The organism is Citricoccus sp. SGAir0253, from assembly GCF_005877055.1.
GTDB lineage: Bacteria > Actinomycetota > Actinomycetes > Actinomycetales > Micrococcaceae > Citricoccus.
The window spans coordinates 2,566,178-2,581,608 of sequence record NZ_CP039424.1 but is presented as its reverse complement, the minus strand read 5'-3'; the positions used below and the strand labels follow the sequence as shown (position 1 = coordinate 2,581,608).

14 protein-coding genes are annotated in these 15,431 nt (G+C 72.8%); 9 read left to right on the top strand and 5 right to left on the bottom strand.

The window, feature by feature from the left end; translation table 11 throughout:
- Positions 1–132: 132 nt before the first annotated feature.
- Positions 133–1,368, bottom strand: coding sequence for an IS110 family transposase (locus E7744_RS11305; protein ID WP_137774202.1), 1,236 nt, complete (start codon positions 1,366–1,368; stop codon positions 133–135).
- Positions 1,369–1,653: 285 nt separating this feature from the next.
- On the opposite strand from E7744_RS11305, the gene E7744_RS16595 reads away from it, so the two are divergent.
- From E7744_RS16595 to ilvA, 6 genes are all read left to right on the top strand, one after another.
- On the top strand, positions 1,654–2,418 hold the full coding sequence (locus E7744_RS16595; protein WP_371415341.1) for an endonuclease VII domain-containing protein: 765 nt from the start codon (positions 1,654–1,656) through the stop codon (positions 2,416–2,418).
- Positions 2,396–2,899 (top strand): endonuclease VII domain-containing protein, encoded by a 504-nt coding sequence (locus E7744_RS16400; protein WP_256376014.1) that lies wholly within the window; start codon positions 2,396–2,398, stop codon positions 2,897–2,899. Before E7744_RS16595 ends, E7744_RS16400 begins: the two co-directional genes overlap by 23 nt.
- 337 nt (positions 2,900–3,236) lie before the next feature.
- Positions 3,237–4,124: a Bax inhibitor-1/YccA family protein gene (locus E7744_RS11290; RefSeq protein ID WP_137774199.1), complete on the top strand. Its 888-nt coding sequence runs from the start codon at positions 3,237–3,239 to the stop codon at positions 4,122–4,124.
- Between the two features lie 2 nt (positions 4,125–4,126).
- A complete protein-coding gene (locus tag E7744_RS11285) occupies positions 4,127–5,110 on the top strand; it encodes an aldose 1-epimerase family protein (protein ID WP_246858420.1) in 984 nt (327 codons plus the stop codon).
- 82 nt (positions 5,111–5,192) lie between these two features.
- The gene (locus E7744_RS11280; RefSeq protein ID WP_246858419.1) at positions 5,193–6,836 is read left to right on the top strand and encodes an AI-2E family transporter; all 1,644 of its coding nucleotides are present in this window, start codon (positions 5,193–5,195) and stop codon (positions 6,834–6,836) included.
- A 98-nt stretch (positions 6,837–6,934) separates the two neighbouring features.
- Positions 6,935–8,128, top strand: a complete 1,194-nt coding sequence (ilvA, locus tag E7744_RS11275; protein WP_246858660.1) for a threonine ammonia-lyase — start codon at positions 6,935–6,937, stop codon at positions 8,126–8,128.
- A gap of 52 nt (positions 8,129–8,180) precedes the next feature.
- Here the strand turns inward: ilvA and E7744_RS11270 are convergent, their stop codons facing one another.
- From E7744_RS11270 to E7744_RS11260, 3 genes are all read right to left on the bottom strand, one after another.
- Entirely contained in the window at positions 8,181–8,843 is a 663-nt protein-coding gene (locus E7744_RS11270) for a GPP34 family phosphoprotein (protein WP_137774198.1), read from the bottom strand.
- 117 nt (positions 8,844–8,960) lie between these two features.
- Positions 8,961–9,458, bottom strand: a complete 498-nt coding sequence (greA, locus tag E7744_RS11265; RefSeq protein WP_137774197.1) for a transcription elongation factor GreA — start codon at positions 9,456–9,458, stop codon at positions 8,961–8,963.
- 249 nt (positions 9,459–9,707) lie between these two features.
- Complete coding sequence (locus E7744_RS11260) at positions 9,708–10,172, bottom strand: DUF4307 domain-containing protein (RefSeq protein ID WP_137774196.1); 465 nt, start codon at positions 10,170–10,172, stop codon at positions 9,708–9,710.
- A 279-nt stretch (positions 10,173–10,451) separates the two neighbouring features.
- Here E7744_RS11260 and mca point away from each other — a divergent pair, with 279 nt between their 5' ends.
- The 3 genes from mca to E7744_RS15975 all read left to right on the top strand — a co-directional run bounded on the left by mca (position 10,452) and on the right by E7744_RS15975 (position 14,564).
- The gene (mca, locus tag E7744_RS11255; protein ID WP_137775011.1) at positions 10,452–11,444 is read left to right on the top strand and encodes a mycothiol conjugate amidase Mca; all 993 of its coding nucleotides are present in this window, start codon (positions 10,452–10,454) and stop codon (positions 11,442–11,444) included.
- Between the two features lie 40 nt (positions 11,445–11,484).
- Positions 11,485–11,916, top strand: coding sequence for a hypothetical protein (locus tag E7744_RS11250; protein WP_137774195.1), 432 nt, complete (start codon positions 11,485–11,487; stop codon positions 11,914–11,916).
- 98 nt (positions 11,917–12,014) lie between these two features.
- A complete protein-coding gene (locus E7744_RS15975; protein WP_246858418.1) occupies positions 12,015–14,564 on the top strand; it encodes a thioredoxin domain-containing protein in 2,550 nt (849 codons plus the stop codon).
- Positions 14,565–14,629: 65 nt separating this feature from the next.
- Here E7744_RS15975 and E7744_RS11240 read toward each other — a convergent pair whose 3' ends face one another.
- Positions 14,630–15,337 (bottom strand): hemolysin III family protein, encoded by a 708-nt coding sequence (locus E7744_RS11240; protein ID WP_137774194.1) that lies wholly within the window; start codon positions 15,335–15,337, stop codon positions 14,630–14,632.
- Between the last annotated feature and the right edge of the window lie 94 nt (positions 15,338–15,431).

Genomic DNA, 15,431 nt, shown 5'->3' with positions numbered 1-15,431 from the left:
CCCACTGGGATCGAGCGGACCTACCACCCTCGCAGGTAAGCGACCCTTGGCCGGTTGACTCCCGTCGAGTAGGAGACCATCATGACCACACCTGCTGCTTAGGCAGCCGGCCCCCTGATGCTCCTATACGTGTCAAGCGGCGGTGAGCCAGGCGCGGTAAGTGGTGGCGAGTTCGGCATTGGGCCGCCGGCCGCGTTCAAGTTCGGAGAGGCGGGCGGGTTCGGCGCCGATGCTCATCGCGGCCCGGACAAGCGTGACACCACGCTGGAGTCGGAGTTCTCTGAGATCGTCAGTCGCCGGCACAGGCTGGGGGTGGACGAGGAGATGGAACGCCTCTCGGGCGATCGCGCGTTTGAGACACCGAAGGACGTCTTTCTTCGACTTCCCCTTCGCTCGCAAGCGCGCCGCGTAGTCCTTTGTACGCCGGTCATTGGACAGTCGCACCAGAGCGATCTGGTGCAGGGCCCAGTTCGCTTGCCGGTCCCCACCCCGGTTGAGCCGGAACCGATTCGTCTTTCCCGAGGACGCGGGGATCGGCGAAGCCCCACACAACGCGGCAAACGATGCTTCTGATCGGAGTCGCTCAGGGTTCGATCCGGCGGTGACCAGGAGCGTTGCCGTGGTAATCACGCCATACCCCTTGGTGGCGATCATCGCGGGCGCGGCTCTTCCCACGAGGTCGCGCAGGTCTTCCTCCAGCTCATTGATCTCGCTGGTCAGGTACTGGTGGCGACGCGCCAGGCGGCGTAACGCCTGACCAGTCGCGGCGCTCACCGAGGCGGACGGAGCACCGGGCCTGGTGGCGGCCAGGTCCTCGATGACACGACGCTCGCTTGATCCCGCCCACCGCATCCTGATGGGCTCGGGCGCGGTGACCAGCAGCGATTTGATCTGACGGATCACCGCCACTCGGGCCTTGATCGCGCTACGACGAACGGTCAGCAACACGCGGATCTGTTCGACGAGCCCGTCACCGGTCTTGGCCAAGGGCAGGGCCTCCGGTTCGGCCAGTGCCTGCTGCGCGGCAGCGTAGGCGTCGATCGGATCCGACTTCCCACCTCGCCGCTGCGACCGCCGGGGCCGGACGATCTCGCGAATCTCCACGTGTTGTGACCTCAGATACCGGGACAACCCGGCGCCGTAGGAACTGGTGCCCTCGATCCCGACGAGTCGAACGCTCCCGAACGATCTGACGTAGGACAGGAGCTGCTCGTAGCCGGCAACCGTCGCGGGAACCTGCCGATCACCGAGCCGAGCGCCAGTGACGCTGAGTATCGCGACATGGTGAGTATCGGCGTGCGTGTCGACTCCGGCAACGACGTCGAGATCAGCCGAAGACTCGACGCCTTCGGAAAGGGATGTTGTCATGATGGGACCGTGCCTTCCTCAGAGGGCACGTCGACCAGGGGCCGGGCAGACAAGACGTTGACGGGGTTGACCAGGCTCGTATGAAGTCATGCTCGTCTCCGGCCGACATGCATCGGACAGCGCCATCGCCACCGGCACGCGGACGGATCAGTTCAAAGACAAGCCCTGCGGCCATCAGTCACCTACAGAGTCACACGCATCGGCGACGAGGCCCTTCCATCATCAACGTCGCCTATTCGTGCAGCAGTCCCGTTCGTCGGACAGTCCCGCTCAGCCGAGACGCGGGTGACAGGCAGGGCTGGAGAGCGAGGAGCAACTTTGAGACCCCGCGTCGAGGTGGTGGACGGCAAGAAGACGTGCAGTAAATGCTTACGGCTCCTGCCCGTCAGTGAGTTCCACCGCCATTCGCAGACCTCCAGCGGCCTAGCGAGCGCTTGCAGGCCGTGTACCGCTGCGGCCCGCAAGGCGACATATGTACCCACCGTCCGAACCACTGCCATCCTGGTAGTCGACGGAAAGAAGCTTTGTACTGGGTGCAAGAAGGTGCTGCCCGTCAGCGAGTTTGGCAAGAGCAAGGCGACGAAGACTGGGCTCGGCCACCGGTGTAAGAAGTGCTCAGCGGCGAAACAGAGGGCGCGGCGCGATGCGGAGAAGGCTAAAGACCCCGAAGGTTATCTGGCGCTCCAGCGGGAACGACAACGAGCTTGGCGCGCAAGCGCTCCGTCTGAAGTCCGGAAGGCTCGTGGAAGAGTGGGGCTACTGAGGGGTAAGGGAGTCACGGCTGAGTGGTACGAGGCAACCTTGATGGAGCAAGGAGGAGTGTGCGCCATCTGTAAACGGCCTGAGTCGAAGATCAGTTCGGGTGGAGGCATCAAGTTGTTGGCGGTAGACCATGATCATGCCACTGGTCTGCCGAGGGGACTCTTGTGTCAGCAGTGCAATATCGGCCTGGGGGCACTTCGAGACGATCCTGCCCTCCTCGAGAAAGCAATCAGGTACCTGACCGATCGACCATGGGAGGTGCTCGGTGCAGGCGTCCCAAATCGTTGATGGCAAGAAGCGGTGCGGAACCTGTAAGCGGTGGTTGACTGTTGACCAATTTTATAAGAGCTCGAGGGCCACTACAGGGCTGGAAAGCGCCTGCAAGGAATGTCGCCTCCTGAAGCAGCGGGCGCGAGTCATATCTCCGGAGAAGTATTCCGAGTACCGGAGGCGATACAAGGAGCGGTTTCCAGAGAAGGTTGCACTATCCAAGCGCCGACGCCACATCTGGGAGAAGTATGGAGTGTCTCTCGAGTGGTACGACGCAATGTTCGAACTGCAGGGCGGGGTGTGCGCAATCTGCGGCAAACCGGAAACAGTAATGCGCTTTGGAAAGCTCAAGACCTTGTCGGTGGATCATAACCATGTGACCGGTGCCCCACGAGGCCTCCTGTGCCAGGGGTGCAATCAAGGAATCGGCCACTTTGCGGAGGATATTGCTGTGATGAACTCGGCTGTGCGCTATCTGGAGACGCACCGCGTTCACTGAGACGGTGTGGGGCGGGCCATGGCACGCGGCAGCACTGAGGCTTGTGGGCGTGCCCACGTTTTGCCCACATTTTGCCCACAACTGTGCAGATATCCACTAATCTCGCCGCATCAAAGACCCCGGGATTTCGCGGAAGTCGATGCTCTAGAGAGGTTGGGGGAGGTTTCGAGTCCCACCGGGGGCACCGCGTTGCGCTGTGAGCGGAGTGGCGTATCCTGCCGCCCGTTCCGGGTTGCCTTTCAGGTGTGGCCGATAGACTGCGGTCAGCGCCACGTCCGTCCGACGAGGACGGACAGCACCTTGTGGACCGCACGCGACCAAGCAGAGGAGATGGCCAGTGGCCAACCCCGTCTTCAACACCAAGAACTTCCAGGAGCAGATGCACTCCGGCCAGGGACGCCAGGCGCCGGGGTGGTACCAGGGCGGGCAGTCCGGCCAGCAGGGCCAGGGCTGGTACGCCGGCCAGCAGGCCCCCCAGTACGGCCAGCGCGCCCCGCAGTACTCGCCGGAGGAGCTGCAGCGGCTCGAGCAGAGCTACAGCGGGCCCGCCGCCGGCCCGGCCGACACCGGCCGGATGAGCTACAACGACGTCATCGCCAAGACCGTCATGACCCTCGTGGTGGTGCTGGCCGGCGCCGTCGTGGGCTGGATGATGCCGGCCCTCATGCTGCCGGGGGCGATCGTCGGGCTCGTGCTCGGCCTCGTCAACTCCTTCAAGCGCGAGCCCTCGCCCGTGCTGATCCTCCTGTACGCCGCCGCCGAGGGCCTGTTCCTCGGGGGCATCTCGCAGGTCTTCGAGCAGATGTGGCCGGGCATCGCCTCCCAGGCCGTGCTCGCCACCTTCTGCGTCTTCGCCGTGACCCTGGCCCTGTACTCCTCGGGCAAGTGGCGGGTGACCGCCAAGTCGGTGAAGATCTTCATGATCGCGATGATCGGCTACGCCGTGTTCTCGCTCGTGAACCTCTTCCTGATGCTCTTCGGCGTCACCGACGCCATGTTCGGCCTGCGGGGCGAGTACCCGCTGCTGGGCATCGGCATCGGCCTGCTGGCGGTGTTCCTGGCCGCGTTCTCGCTGGTCATGGACTTCACCTCCATCACCCAGGGCGTGCAGTCCGGCGCCCCGCAGAAGTACTCCTGGACCGCGGCGTTCGGCCTGACCGTGACCCTGGTCTGGCTGTACGTGGAGATCCTGCGCATCCTGGCGATCCTGCGCGGCAACGACTGACCGTGGCCGTGCGCGTCCCGGACCCCGGCACGACGGACGGGTCCACCCCGGTGGCCGCCGTGCCCGCCTTCGGCGGGCCGGCGGCCACCGGCACGCAGTACGGGCTCCGCCGCGGCGGGGCCGAGGTGACGGTGACCTCCCTGGCCGGGGCCCTGCGCCGCTACGAGGTGCACGGCACCCCGCTGGTGGAGACCTACGGCGCGGACGAGCTGCCGCCCTCGGGGTGCGGCATCCAGCTCTCCCCGTGGCCCAACCGCGTCCGCGACGGGCGGTGGGTGCTCGACGGCACGACCCAGCAGCTGGACCTGACCGAGCCCTCGCGCTCCAACGCCAGCCACGGGCTACTGCGCAACACCGCCTTCCACGCTGTGGAGCACACGGACCACCGCGTCGTGCTGCGCGGGGAGATCCACCCCCAGCACGGCTACCCGTTCCGGCTGACCCACCAGGTGGCCTATGCCCTGGACGAGGCCGGCGCCCTCACGGTGCACCAGCGGCTGACCAACCACTCCGCCCGTCCGGCGCCCCTGGCCTTCGGCGCCCACCCGTTCCTGCGGATCGGGGACGTGCCGAGCGAGGACCTCACCCTGACGCTGGCCGCGTCGACGCGCCTCGTGGCCGACGACCGGCTCATCCCGACCGGCTCGGTGCCCGTGGCGGGCACCGGCGAGGACTTCCGCGGCGGCCGCCGCGTGGGCACCGGGCTGCTGGACGCCGCGTTCACGGACCTCGCCCCCGGCACCGACGGCCGCCACCACCACGTCCTGGCCGCCCCGGACGGGCGCAGCGTGGAGCTGTGGGCTGAGGCCGCCTACCGCTACGTCCACGTCTTCTTCACCGACCGCATCCCCGGCCGCCCGCGCGCCGTGGCCCTCGAGCCGATGACCGCCCCGGCGGACGCGCTCAACAGTGGCCACGGGCTGGCGTGGACCGCCCCGGGGGAGTCGCTCTCGGCCGCGTGGGGCATCACCGGCCGGCTCGGCTGACCCGGGCGCGCCCCACCGGCGGCACCGCACCGGCCCGACCGGAGGGACCGCACCCGCCCGACCGCATCCAGGAGGTACGCCGTTGACCAGCACCCCGCCGCCGGGGCAGGAGCGGAGCCCGTCCGACGCGGACACCGCGCCCGGCCCCGCACCCGCCGCCGCGGGCGCCGCGCCCGCCGTGCCGGTGTCCGCCTCCGCCGCCGTGTCCGGCGTCGCGGCCGCGGCCGTCCCGGAGGAGCCGGCGCTGACGGCGGCCCAGCGGGACAACCGGATCGCCGCGGACGTGCCGTACGGCCTGACGGTGGCCGCGGCCTGGTCCTGGCGCGTGCTGCTGGTGCTGGCCATGGCCGGGGCGAGCTTCTGGCTGCTCAGCCACGTGTCCCTGCTGGTCGTCCCGCTCATCATCGCCGCGCTGCTGGCCACCTCCCTGGGCCGCCTGCAGCGGGGCCTGCGCGGCTGGGGCGTGCCCGCGGGACTGTCCGTGGCCGCCATCGTCATCAGCTTCCTGCTCGTCGTGGTCGGCCTGCTGACCCTCGTCGGCCAGCAACTCGCCGTCGGGTTCGGGGACATGCGGGACCAGATCACCGTGGGGCTGCGCGGCATCGTCGACTGGCTGGCCAGCGCCGGCGTGACCACGGACCAGTGGAACGAGATCGTCCGGGACCTGGGCCAGGCGGTGCGCAACAACAGCCAGCAGATCCTCTCCGGGGCCCTGGGCTTCGGCTCCACGGCGGGCAACATCGCCGCCGGCACGGTGCTGGCGATCTTCGCCCTCGTCTTCTTCCTCTACGACGGGGAGCGGATCTGGCGCTTCTGCCTGAACTTCACGCCCCGGCGGCACCGCGCCGCGATCGACGGCGCCGGCCGGGCCGGCTGGAGGTCCCTGGGCTCCTACGTCAGCGTGCAGGTCTTCGTGGCCTTCGTGGACGCCCTCGGCATCGGCCTGGGCGCCTGGATCCTCGGGGTGCCGCTCGCGCTGCCGCTGGGCGTGCTCGTGTTCTTCGGCTCCTTCGTCCCCCTCGTGGGCGCCTTCCTGACCGGCGCGGTGGCCGTGCTGCTCGCCCTCGTGGCCAACGGCTGGGTCAACGCGCTCATCATGCTCGGCATCGTGCTGCTCGTGCAGCAGATCGAGGGCAACGTCCTGCAGCCGCTCGTCATGGGCCGGGCGGTGAGCCTGCACCCGCTGGCCGTCTTCCTCGCGGTGTCCGGCGGCACGGCCGTCCTCGGGCTCGTCGGGGCGGTCTTCGCGGTGCCCCTCATGGCCTTCCTCAACGCGACGGTGCGGTACTTCCACGCCCGGCCGTGGCTCGAGGACGCCGCGCCACCGGAGCCGGCCGAGGCACCGGAGAGCACCCTCCGCCAGCGCGCCGCGGAGCTGGAGGGGCCGTGGGCCCGCGCCTACGTGACCATCGACGGCGTGGTGCGCAAGGCGACGGGCGCGGCCGAGGCGGACGCGCAGCGCCGGGCCCGGCGGGAGCGGCGGGCCCTGAAGCGCTCCCGCTCCCGCCTCCGCTCCCGCACCCGGCTGCTGCCCCTGCGCTGGGGCGGCCGGGACGACGGTGGCCCGGTCCCCCCGGCGCCCCCGGCCGCCCCGGCGCCGGGGGAGACCGAGGCGTCCCCGTCCGCCCCGGACGGCAATGTGCGCGCGGCGGGCCCGCCGGAGGAGGACAATACGGGGATGGACCACTCCGGCCGAGGGCCGGACCAGGACGGAGGACCCCAGTGACCACCACCCCGCAGAGCCACCGGCAGGACGCCGCCGGATCCCCGGTGCCGCACGCCGGCCTGCCCGTCACGCTGGAGGACATCGAGCAGGCCCGCCGGATGCTGGAGGGCGTGATCGTGTCCACGCCCCTGGACCACTCGCGGGCGCTGGGCCGGATCACCGGCTCCACCGTGCACCTGAAGTGCGAGAACCTGCAGCGCGCCGGCTCCTTCAAGGTCCGCGGGGCCTACGTGCGCATGGCCAAGCTGACCCCGGAGGAGCGGGCCCGCGGCGTCGTGGCCGCCTCGGCCGGCAACCACGCCCAGGGCGTGGCCCTGGCCGCCTCCAAGCTGGGCATCAAGGCCCGGATCTTCATGCCCCTGGGCGTGGCGCTGCCGAAGCTGCAGGCCACCCGGGACCACGGCGCCGAGGTGGTGCTGCACGGCAACAACGTGGACGAGGCCCTCGCCGAGGCCCAGCGGTACGCCGAGGAGACCGGCTCGGTCTTCATCCACCCCTTCGACAACGCCGACGTGGTGGCCGGCCAGGGCACCATCGGGCTGGAGATCCTCGAGCAGGCCCCGGACGTGGACACCATCGTCATGGGCATCGGCGGCGGCGGGCTGCTGGCCGGCGTGGCGGTGGCGGTCAAGGAGATCGCCCGGCGCCAGGGGCGGCACATCAACATCATCGGCGTGCAGGCGGAGAACGCGGCGGCCTACCCGCCCTCGCTCGCCGCGGACGCCCTCGTGCCGCTCGAGCACGTGTCCACGATCGCCGACGGCATCGCCGTGGGCAAGCCGGGCCAGATCCCCTTCCAGATCATCCGCGAGCTGGTGGACGGAGTCGTCACCGTCTCCGAGGACGCGATCGCCAATGCGCTCGTGTTCCTGCTCGAGCGCTCGAAGATGGTCGTGGAGCCGGCCGGTGGCGTCGGGGTGGCGGCGCTGCTGGAGGGCAAGCTCGCGGAGCTGGGGATCCGGTCCCAGCACACCGTGGTGCTGCTCTCGGGCGGCAACATCGACCCCATGCTCATGCTCAAGGTGATCCAGTCGGGGCTGACCGCGGCGGGGCGCTACCTCACCGTGAAGATGTCCCTGCGGGACCGCCCGGGCGAGCTGTCCACCATCTCCCGGATCATCGCGGAGACGGACGCCAACGTCACGCGCGTGGACCACACCCGGATCGGCGGCTCGCTGGGCATGGGGGACGTGACCATCACGATCGACATGGAGACGCGCGGACTGGACCACTCCGAGCAGGTCCTCGGCCGGCTCCGGGCCTCGGGGTACCAGCCGCAGGTGCCCCACTAGGAGCGGGCCTCCCGACGCCGGCCGTCCGGGGCCGCTCGGTCCGGCGCCCTCCTCAGTGGCGCTCGGCCACCCCGGCCGCGCCGGGGGCGGTGACGGCGACCGTGGTGGAGGCCGTCACTGGAGGGACCGCGCGCTGCAGCGCGGCGACGAGGGGCCGGTCCTGGACCACGGGCACGAGGGTCCGGTCCAGGGTGCTCCGGTCGAATTCGCCGCGCCCGGGCGCGAGCAGCCGGTAGGCGAGGTTGAGCGCCTTGAGGATGCCGAGCTCCGTGGCATCGGCCGTCGTGGCGGTGCGCCTGCCGGACAGCACCTCGCCCAGGCGCCGGCGCAGCGCGATCTCCGGGGCCGGGTTCACCACCACGAAGTCCGGCGCGCCGAACCGGTGGGGGACCTCCTGCACGATCCCCTGCGCCGCGAGCGAGCGGCCCACGGCCGTCCCCGGGTCCAGGGCCTTGGCGCCGAGCACCTTGCCCAGCCGCGTGCCGGAGAGCCCGTCCAGGGCGGGCAGCGCCTCGTCCAGCACCGGCCGGCCGGTGGCCCCGCCGCGCACCACGGTCACCTTGGGATCGGCCTCGTCGCCGATGCGGACGACCCCCGCCTCCTCCAGGTCCGCCAGCAGGGCGGTCACGAGGCCGTGGCGCCGGTAGGCGCCCACGCGCTCGGTCGGCCCGTGGTCCTTCGTCAGCAGCAGGAAGGTCTCTTCGACGATGAGCATGTCCCCAACCTAGCAACTACGACGGCGGCGCACCGGTCCTGGGGACCGGTGCGCCGCCGTCGGGCCTGCGGGTGTCCTGCCGGAGCCCTCCGGCACGGCCCACCCGCGGGTGGGGTGTCAGCCCTTGTAGGGCTTCGCGGAGACGATCTCCACGGCGATGTCCTTGCCGTTCGGGGCCGTGTAGGCGAGCTTGTCGCCGACCTTGGCGCCGTGGATGGCGGTGCCCAGCGGGGAGCGCTCGGAGTAGACGGTGATGCTGTCCTTGTCGTCGGCGATCTCGCGGTTGCCGAACAGGAAGGTCTCCAGGTCCCCGGCGATCTTGGCCTCGACGACCATGCCGGGCTCCACCACGCCGTCGTCCGCCGGGGCGGCGCCGATCACGGCGGTCTCCAGCAGGTGCTTGAGCTCCTGGATGCGGCCCTCGTTCTTGGACTGCTCCTCGCGGGCGGCGTGGTAGCCGCCGTTCTCCTTGAGGTCCCCCTCCTCGCGGGCCTGCTCGATGCGGTCGATGATCTCCTGGCGCCCGGGACCGGAGATGAAGTCCAGTTCCCGCTTGAGGCGGTCGTAGGCCTCCTGGGTCAGCCAGGGAGCGCTCTCGGTGTTGCTCGGGGACACGTGTTCTCCTTCGGGTCGATCGGCGCCGACGGCCCGGCGTGCGTACCGGGCTGCCGATGCATGACGCTGAGCCGCTGACTGCAGCCCGGGGGGCGTCCATGCAAGAACCCCGCCGGCGGAGCCTGCCCGGGGTCCGGGCGGCCCCCGACAGGCGGGGCTGGAAACCAATGCGACGATTCTAACGGATCTGCTTCACGTCCGTCAGCCGGGACGTGGGCCCCGTCTCACGGCGTCACGCGGGGATCCGGCTCAGGCGTCGCGCACCCAGCAGGAGTTGACGCCGCCGTTGACGCCCAGCGCGTCGGTGCGCAGGTCCACGTCGTAGTACCGCGTCCGGTCCGAGGGCAGCCCGGTGCCGGAGGCGTCCTGGGGGCCGATGACGACGGTCCGCCAGCCCACCACCGCGTACTCCTCGGAGAGCACCTGCACGGCGCACTCGACCGTGTCCGCCGGGTCCTTGGTGAGCTGGAACGTCACCGACGCCCGGGTGGGCGAGGCGATCTCGAAGCCCACGTCCTTCCAGTCCAGGCCGCGGCCGGTGGCCGAGGCGGTGAACCAGGCGACGAGGCCGACGGCCAGCACCAGTGCGGCGACCGCGATCGCCCTGCCCCGGCGGCGCCCCGAGGGGCCCCGGGGGCTTTGGGGACGGCCATACCGGTTCGCTAGGCTGTCTGTCGGCGCCTCGTGCGCCGAGGCCTGGAGTGAGTCGTCCATTTCCCTCCATGGTATCCCGGCGCCCCGGCACCACCCCCTCCAGACCAGCGGACCGCACCGGTCCCCGACCATGCCGCCGCGCCCGCTCCTGCGGGGCGCCCCGGCGGCAGAGACACCGAGGCCCACGTGAGCAGCATTTCCCCCGAGGACCGGGACGGGACCGGCACGCCGGAGTTCGGGGTGCCCGTGGGCCAGGCGGCCTACGGCACGGTCGAGCCCGAGGACTCGCACACGGGTCCCGAGGCGCGCGGCGTCCCGGCCTCGCACGGGCTGCGCCTGATGGCGGTGCACGCGCACCCGGACGACGAGTCCTCCAAGGGCGCGGCCATGATGGCCGCCTACGAGGAGGCCGGCGCCGAGGTCATGGTGGTCACGTGCACCGGGGGTGAGCGCGGGGATCTGCTGAACCCCGCCTACGGGGACACCGTGCGCCTGGACCGGGACATCACCGGGGTGCGCCGGGCCGAGATGGAGGAGGCCGGGGCCGCGCTGGGGATCGAGCACCGCTGGCTCGGCTTCATGGACTCCGGCCTGCCCGAGGGCGATCCGCTGCCGCCGCTGCCCGCCGGCTGCTTCGCCACCGTCCCCCTGGAGCAGGCCGCGGCGCCGCTGGTCCGCGTCATCCGGGAGTTCCGCCCGCACGTGCTGATCGGCTACGACGAGATCGGCGGCTACCCGCACCCGGACCACATCAAGGCCCACGAGATCACGGTGGAGGCCTACCGCGCTGCCGGTGACCCGGAGAGGTACCCCGGCACGGGCGAGCCGTGGACCCCGTCCAAGCTGTACTACGACCGGGCGTTCAACCCGGACAAGTACCGCGCCCTCCACGAGGCCTACCTCGCGGCGGGGGAGGAGTCCCCCTTCGCCGAGCGGATGCAGTGGTACGCGTCGCTGGAGGAGGAACAGGCCCGGGAGGCCGAGCGGGCGCAGCAGGCACGTGAGGCCCAGCAGGCCGAGCGCGGGACGGAGGAGGGCGCCTCGGCCGAGGCGGACGACGCCCCGGCCGAGGGTCGGCCCCAGCACTCGCGGGTGCCCCGGTTCCGCCTCACCGACCACCGCGTGACCACCCAGATCCACGTGGCGGACTACCTCGAACGGCGGGACACCGCCCTGCGGGCGCACCGCACGCAGGTGGACCCCACCGGCCACTTCTTCGCGGCCCCGAACGAGCTGCTGCGGCGCACCTGGCCGTGGGAGGACTACGTCCTGATCGACTCGCGGGTCGAGACCACGCTGCCGGAGACGGACCTGTTCACGGGCCTGCGCTGAGGCCCTCCGGGCCCCGGCCGCCCCGGTAGACTGGTCTCCCGTGATCGCCTTCCTTCCGCTCCTGCTGTCCGCCTCCGCCGCCCCCACCGGGACCGAGGGCGCCACGGGGCAGCCGGTGCCGGGCGTGCCGGAGCCGACCCTGCGCCCCGGCCTCGACCAGGCGCAGGTGACCCCCGGGATCGAGGGCTTCCTGTTCACGGCGCTCATGGTCGCCATGGCGATCGTGGTCATCCGGCTCATGGTGCGCTCCATCCGCCGGGTCCAGTACCGGTCCGAGCAGGCCGAGGACATGCTCGTGGACCGCTACCAGGGCTACCTGCCCGAGGACGTGCGGCGTCCCGGGGACCGGGACCCGGACGAGCGGCCCGGCTCGGACGTGGACGTCCAGCGCGCCCGCCTGCAGAAGCGCTACCCCGGCTACCTGGACAGCCCGGCCCCGGAGCCGAAGGCCCCGGACTCCGGCCGCGACTGAGTCCGCGCGACCGACCCCCCGCCCCTGGTCCCGCCCCGGCCGACCCCGCCGCGTCCCGGGGGCTGACCGGCCCGCCCGCCGGGTGGGACGCTGGGAGGGTGGATCCCACCGGCAACCAGCTCTCCGACACGACCAGCCCCTACCTGCTCCAGCACGCCGGCAACCCGGTGCACTGGCGGCCCTGGGGCGCCGAGGCCTTCGCCGAGGCCGCCCGGCGCGATGTCCCCGTCTTCGTCTCGATCGGCTACGCCGCGTGCCACTGGTGCCACGTGATGGCCCACGAGTCCTTCGAGGACCAGGCCACCGCGGAGGAGCTCAACGAGCACTTCGTGGCGGTCAAGGTGGACCGCGAGGAGCACCCGGACGTGGACGACGCCTACATGACCGCCACCCAGTTGCTGACCGGCCGGGGCGGCTGGCCGATGAGCGTGTTCACCACGCCGGACGGCCGTCCCTTCCACGCCGGGACGTACTACCCGCCCACGCCGCGGCAGGTCGGTGGCGGGGACGGTGCGGCCCACGGCGGGCGCGTGCCGTCCTTCCGCGAGGTGCTGGCCGCCGTCTTCTCCGCGTGGAGCTCCCGGCGCGCGGAGGTGGAGCGTGCCGCCGCGGCCCTCGCCGCCGAGGTGGGCCGGCAGTCCGGCGCGCTGGCCGGGATCGTCCTGGGCGCCGGATCCGGTGCGGGGACGGCCGCAGGGCGGGGTGACGGGACGGCGGCGGAGCGGGGTGCCCAGGACGGCCCCGCGTCCGGGGCCGGGGAGCCCCCGGGGGCGGACGGCCCCGACGGCGGCCCGCCGGACCCGCTCGACCTGCGGCCCGCGGGGCTCGCCGAGCCGGCCGAGGCGACCGCCGCGCCCGGCGCCGAGGCGGGCCCCCGGCGGTTCGGCCCCGCCCTGACCGGCGCGCTGGCTCGGCTGGCCGAGCTCGAGGACGAGGGCCACGGCGGCTTCGGCACGCGCGCCCCGAAGTTCCCGCCGAGCCCCGCCCTGGGCTTCCTGCTCCAGATGGCCTCGACCGGGCCGGCCCCGGAACGCCGCGCGGCCTGGGAGCTGGCCTCGCGCACGCTGGCCACGATGGGCACCTCGGCCCTCGCCGACCCCCTCTCCGGCGGCTTCGCGCGCTACGCCACGGACCGCGACTGGGCCCTGCCGCACTTCGAGAAGATGCTCTACGACAACGCGCAGCTGCTGCGCTGGTACGCCCGCTGGGCGGCCCTGCCCGGGCTCGTGGACCTCGAGCCGGTGGACCCGCGCCACCCCGGGCTCGGCCGCCGCCTGGCCCTCGGGACCGCCGCGTGGCTCGACGGGCGGATGCGGACGGCCTCCGGGGCCTTCGCCGCCAGCCTGGACGCGGACACCGTGGTCGGGGACCGCCCCGTGGAGGGCGCCACCTACACGTGGACGCCGTTCGAGCTGGGCGAGGCGCTGGCCGCCGGGGCCCCGGAGGCCCGGGCCGCCGACGTCGCGCACCTGGCCGGGGTCCTGGCCGGCGTGCCGGTCGAGGCCGGGGGCCGGGAGCTGACCCTGCATGCCGGGCGCCTGCTCACGGACGCCGAGCAACGGCTGTGGGACCGCGCGCTGCCGGAACTGCGCCGCCGGGCCGCCGCCCGCCCCCAGCCGGCCCGGGACGGCAAGGAGGTCGCCGCGTGGAACGGGATGGCCGTCACCGCGCTGGCCGAGGCATGGGCGCTGCTGGGGGAGGACTCGCTGCTCGGGTCCGCCCTGGCCGCCGGCCGGGCCCTGTGGCGGGTGCACTGCCGGGGCCTGGCGCTCCCGGGCGGGACGCCGGTGGGGACGCCGACGGCGGAACGGGGCGCCGCGGAGCAGGCGGCCGAGGCGGGGGGCGGCGGGGCGGACACGCCGGCCGACGGGACGGCGGGGGCCGCCGGACCCGCCGTCGTGCTGCGCTCGGCCCTCGACGGCCGGCCCGGCCCGGCCCCCGGGACGCTGGCCGACCACGCCCACGCCGCCGGGGCGTTCCTCGCCCTGTACCGCGCCACGGGCGACCCGGACTGGAAGGCGCGGGCCCGCGCGGTGGTCGAGGCCGTCGTCGCCACGCTCGTGGTGGACACGGACCACGGGCCGGCGCTGCTGGCCTCCCCGGCCGGGGACCGGGCGCTCGCGGCCGCGCAGGGCGGGCCGGCCTTCGCCTCCCCGCTGGACGGCGCGGAACCCTCGGCCGTGGGGTCCTGGGCGGAGGTGCTGCTGCAGTGGCACGTGGTCTCGCCCGGGCACGCGGCCACGCTGCCCGCCGGCGGGGCGCGCGCCTGGGCGGAGGGGCTGCTCGCCCACGTGGACCGCCTCGGCCCGCAGGCGCCCGTGGAGACCGGCACGGCGCTGCGGCTGGCCGCCCGGCACGCGGCGGTGGAGGACCTGCTCGTGGCCACGGGCGGGGCGGACGATCCCGCGGGGGAACGACGGCGGTCGCTCGCCTGGGCGCTCGTGCACGGCGTGGTGGGCGTGGCGGGGCCGGCGGGATCCGCACCGGAGCGGACGGTGCCGCCGGACCCAGACGACGTGGCCGCCGGCCGCACCTCGCGCGACGGCGGCCCGGCGCTCTACCTGTGCCACGGGACGCTGTGCCACGCCCCCGTGGGCACGACGGCGGCGCTGGACCGGCTCGCCGGGCTCTCCCCCGGCCGGGGCTGAGGGTCCCCGAGGGGGGCGGGGGAGGCGGGCCCCGCAGCACCGGGAGCGGGACGGGGCTGCCGGGCTCAGCGCCCGAGCACGGCGACCAGGATGGCGGCGTAGTGGCAGGCGAACCCGCCGACCGTGAACAGGTGGAACAGCTCGTGGAAGCCGAACCACTCGCGGTGCAGGTTGGGCCGCTTCAGGGCGTAGAACACGGCTCCGGCGATGTAGAGGGCGCCCCCGGCGCAGACGAGCACCGTGGCCACCACGCTCGCGGCGAGGAAGTCCCCGATGTACAGCAGGGCGGCCAGGCCCAGGGCCACGTAGACCGGGGTGTAGAGCCAGCGCGGGGCGGCGGTCCACAGCACGCGGAACGCCACGCCGGCCAGGGCGCCGATCCACACGAGGACGAGCAGCACGGTGGCCCGGCCCGGCGGCAGCAGGGCCACGGACAGCGGGGTGTACGTCCCGGCGATGACCAGCATGATGTTGGTGTGGTCCAGCCGCTTGAGCACGAGCGCCACCTCCGGGGCCCACTGGACCAGGTGGTAGGTGGCCGAGACGGCGAACAGCAGGAGCCCGGTCAGCGCGTAGACCGCGGAGGCCCACGCCAGCCCCGGCGTGGGGGACAGTGCCACGAGGACGACCCCCGCGACGAGGGCCACCGGGGCCATGGCCGCGTGCAGGTGGCCGCGCAGCCGCGGCTTGAAGTCGGGGTGGTCCGGGTCGGTGACCCGTTCCACGCGCCACCGGCGGCTGCCGGTGGCCGTCTGGTCGGGGGGCGCGCTCATGCGCCCAGACTACCGGCGCGTAGGGAGGGCGCCGGCCCGCCCGGGCCGGTCCGGAGGCGGGGCGGCGACCGGCCCGGAAGGGCCGCCCGGGGCC

Excerpts from the sequence above, each read along its gene's own strand:
- E7744_RS11305 (WP_137774202.1), bottom strand. The coding sequence starts at position 1,368 with ATGACAACATCCCTTTCCGAAGGCGTCGAGTCTTCGGCTGATCTCGAC.
- ilvA (WP_246858660.1), top strand. The coding sequence starts at position 6,935 with ATGCTGGAGGGCGTGATCGTGTCCACGCCCCTGGACCACTCGCGGGCG.
- E7744_RS11270 (WP_137774198.1), bottom strand. The coding sequence starts at position 8,843 with ATGCTCATCGTCGAAGAGACCTTCCTGCTGCTGACGAAGGACCACGGG.
- E7744_RS11260 (WP_137774196.1), bottom strand. The coding sequence starts at position 10,172 with ATGGACGACTCACTCCAGGCCTCGGCGCACGAGGCGCCGACAGACAGC.
- mca (WP_137775011.1), top strand. The coding sequence starts at position 10,452 with ATGGCGGTGCACGCGCACCCGGACGACGAGTCCTCCAAGGGCGCGGCC.
- E7744_RS11240 (WP_137774194.1), bottom strand. The coding sequence starts at position 15,337 with ATGAGCGCGCCCCCCGACCAGACGGCCACCGGCAGCCGCCGGTGGCGC.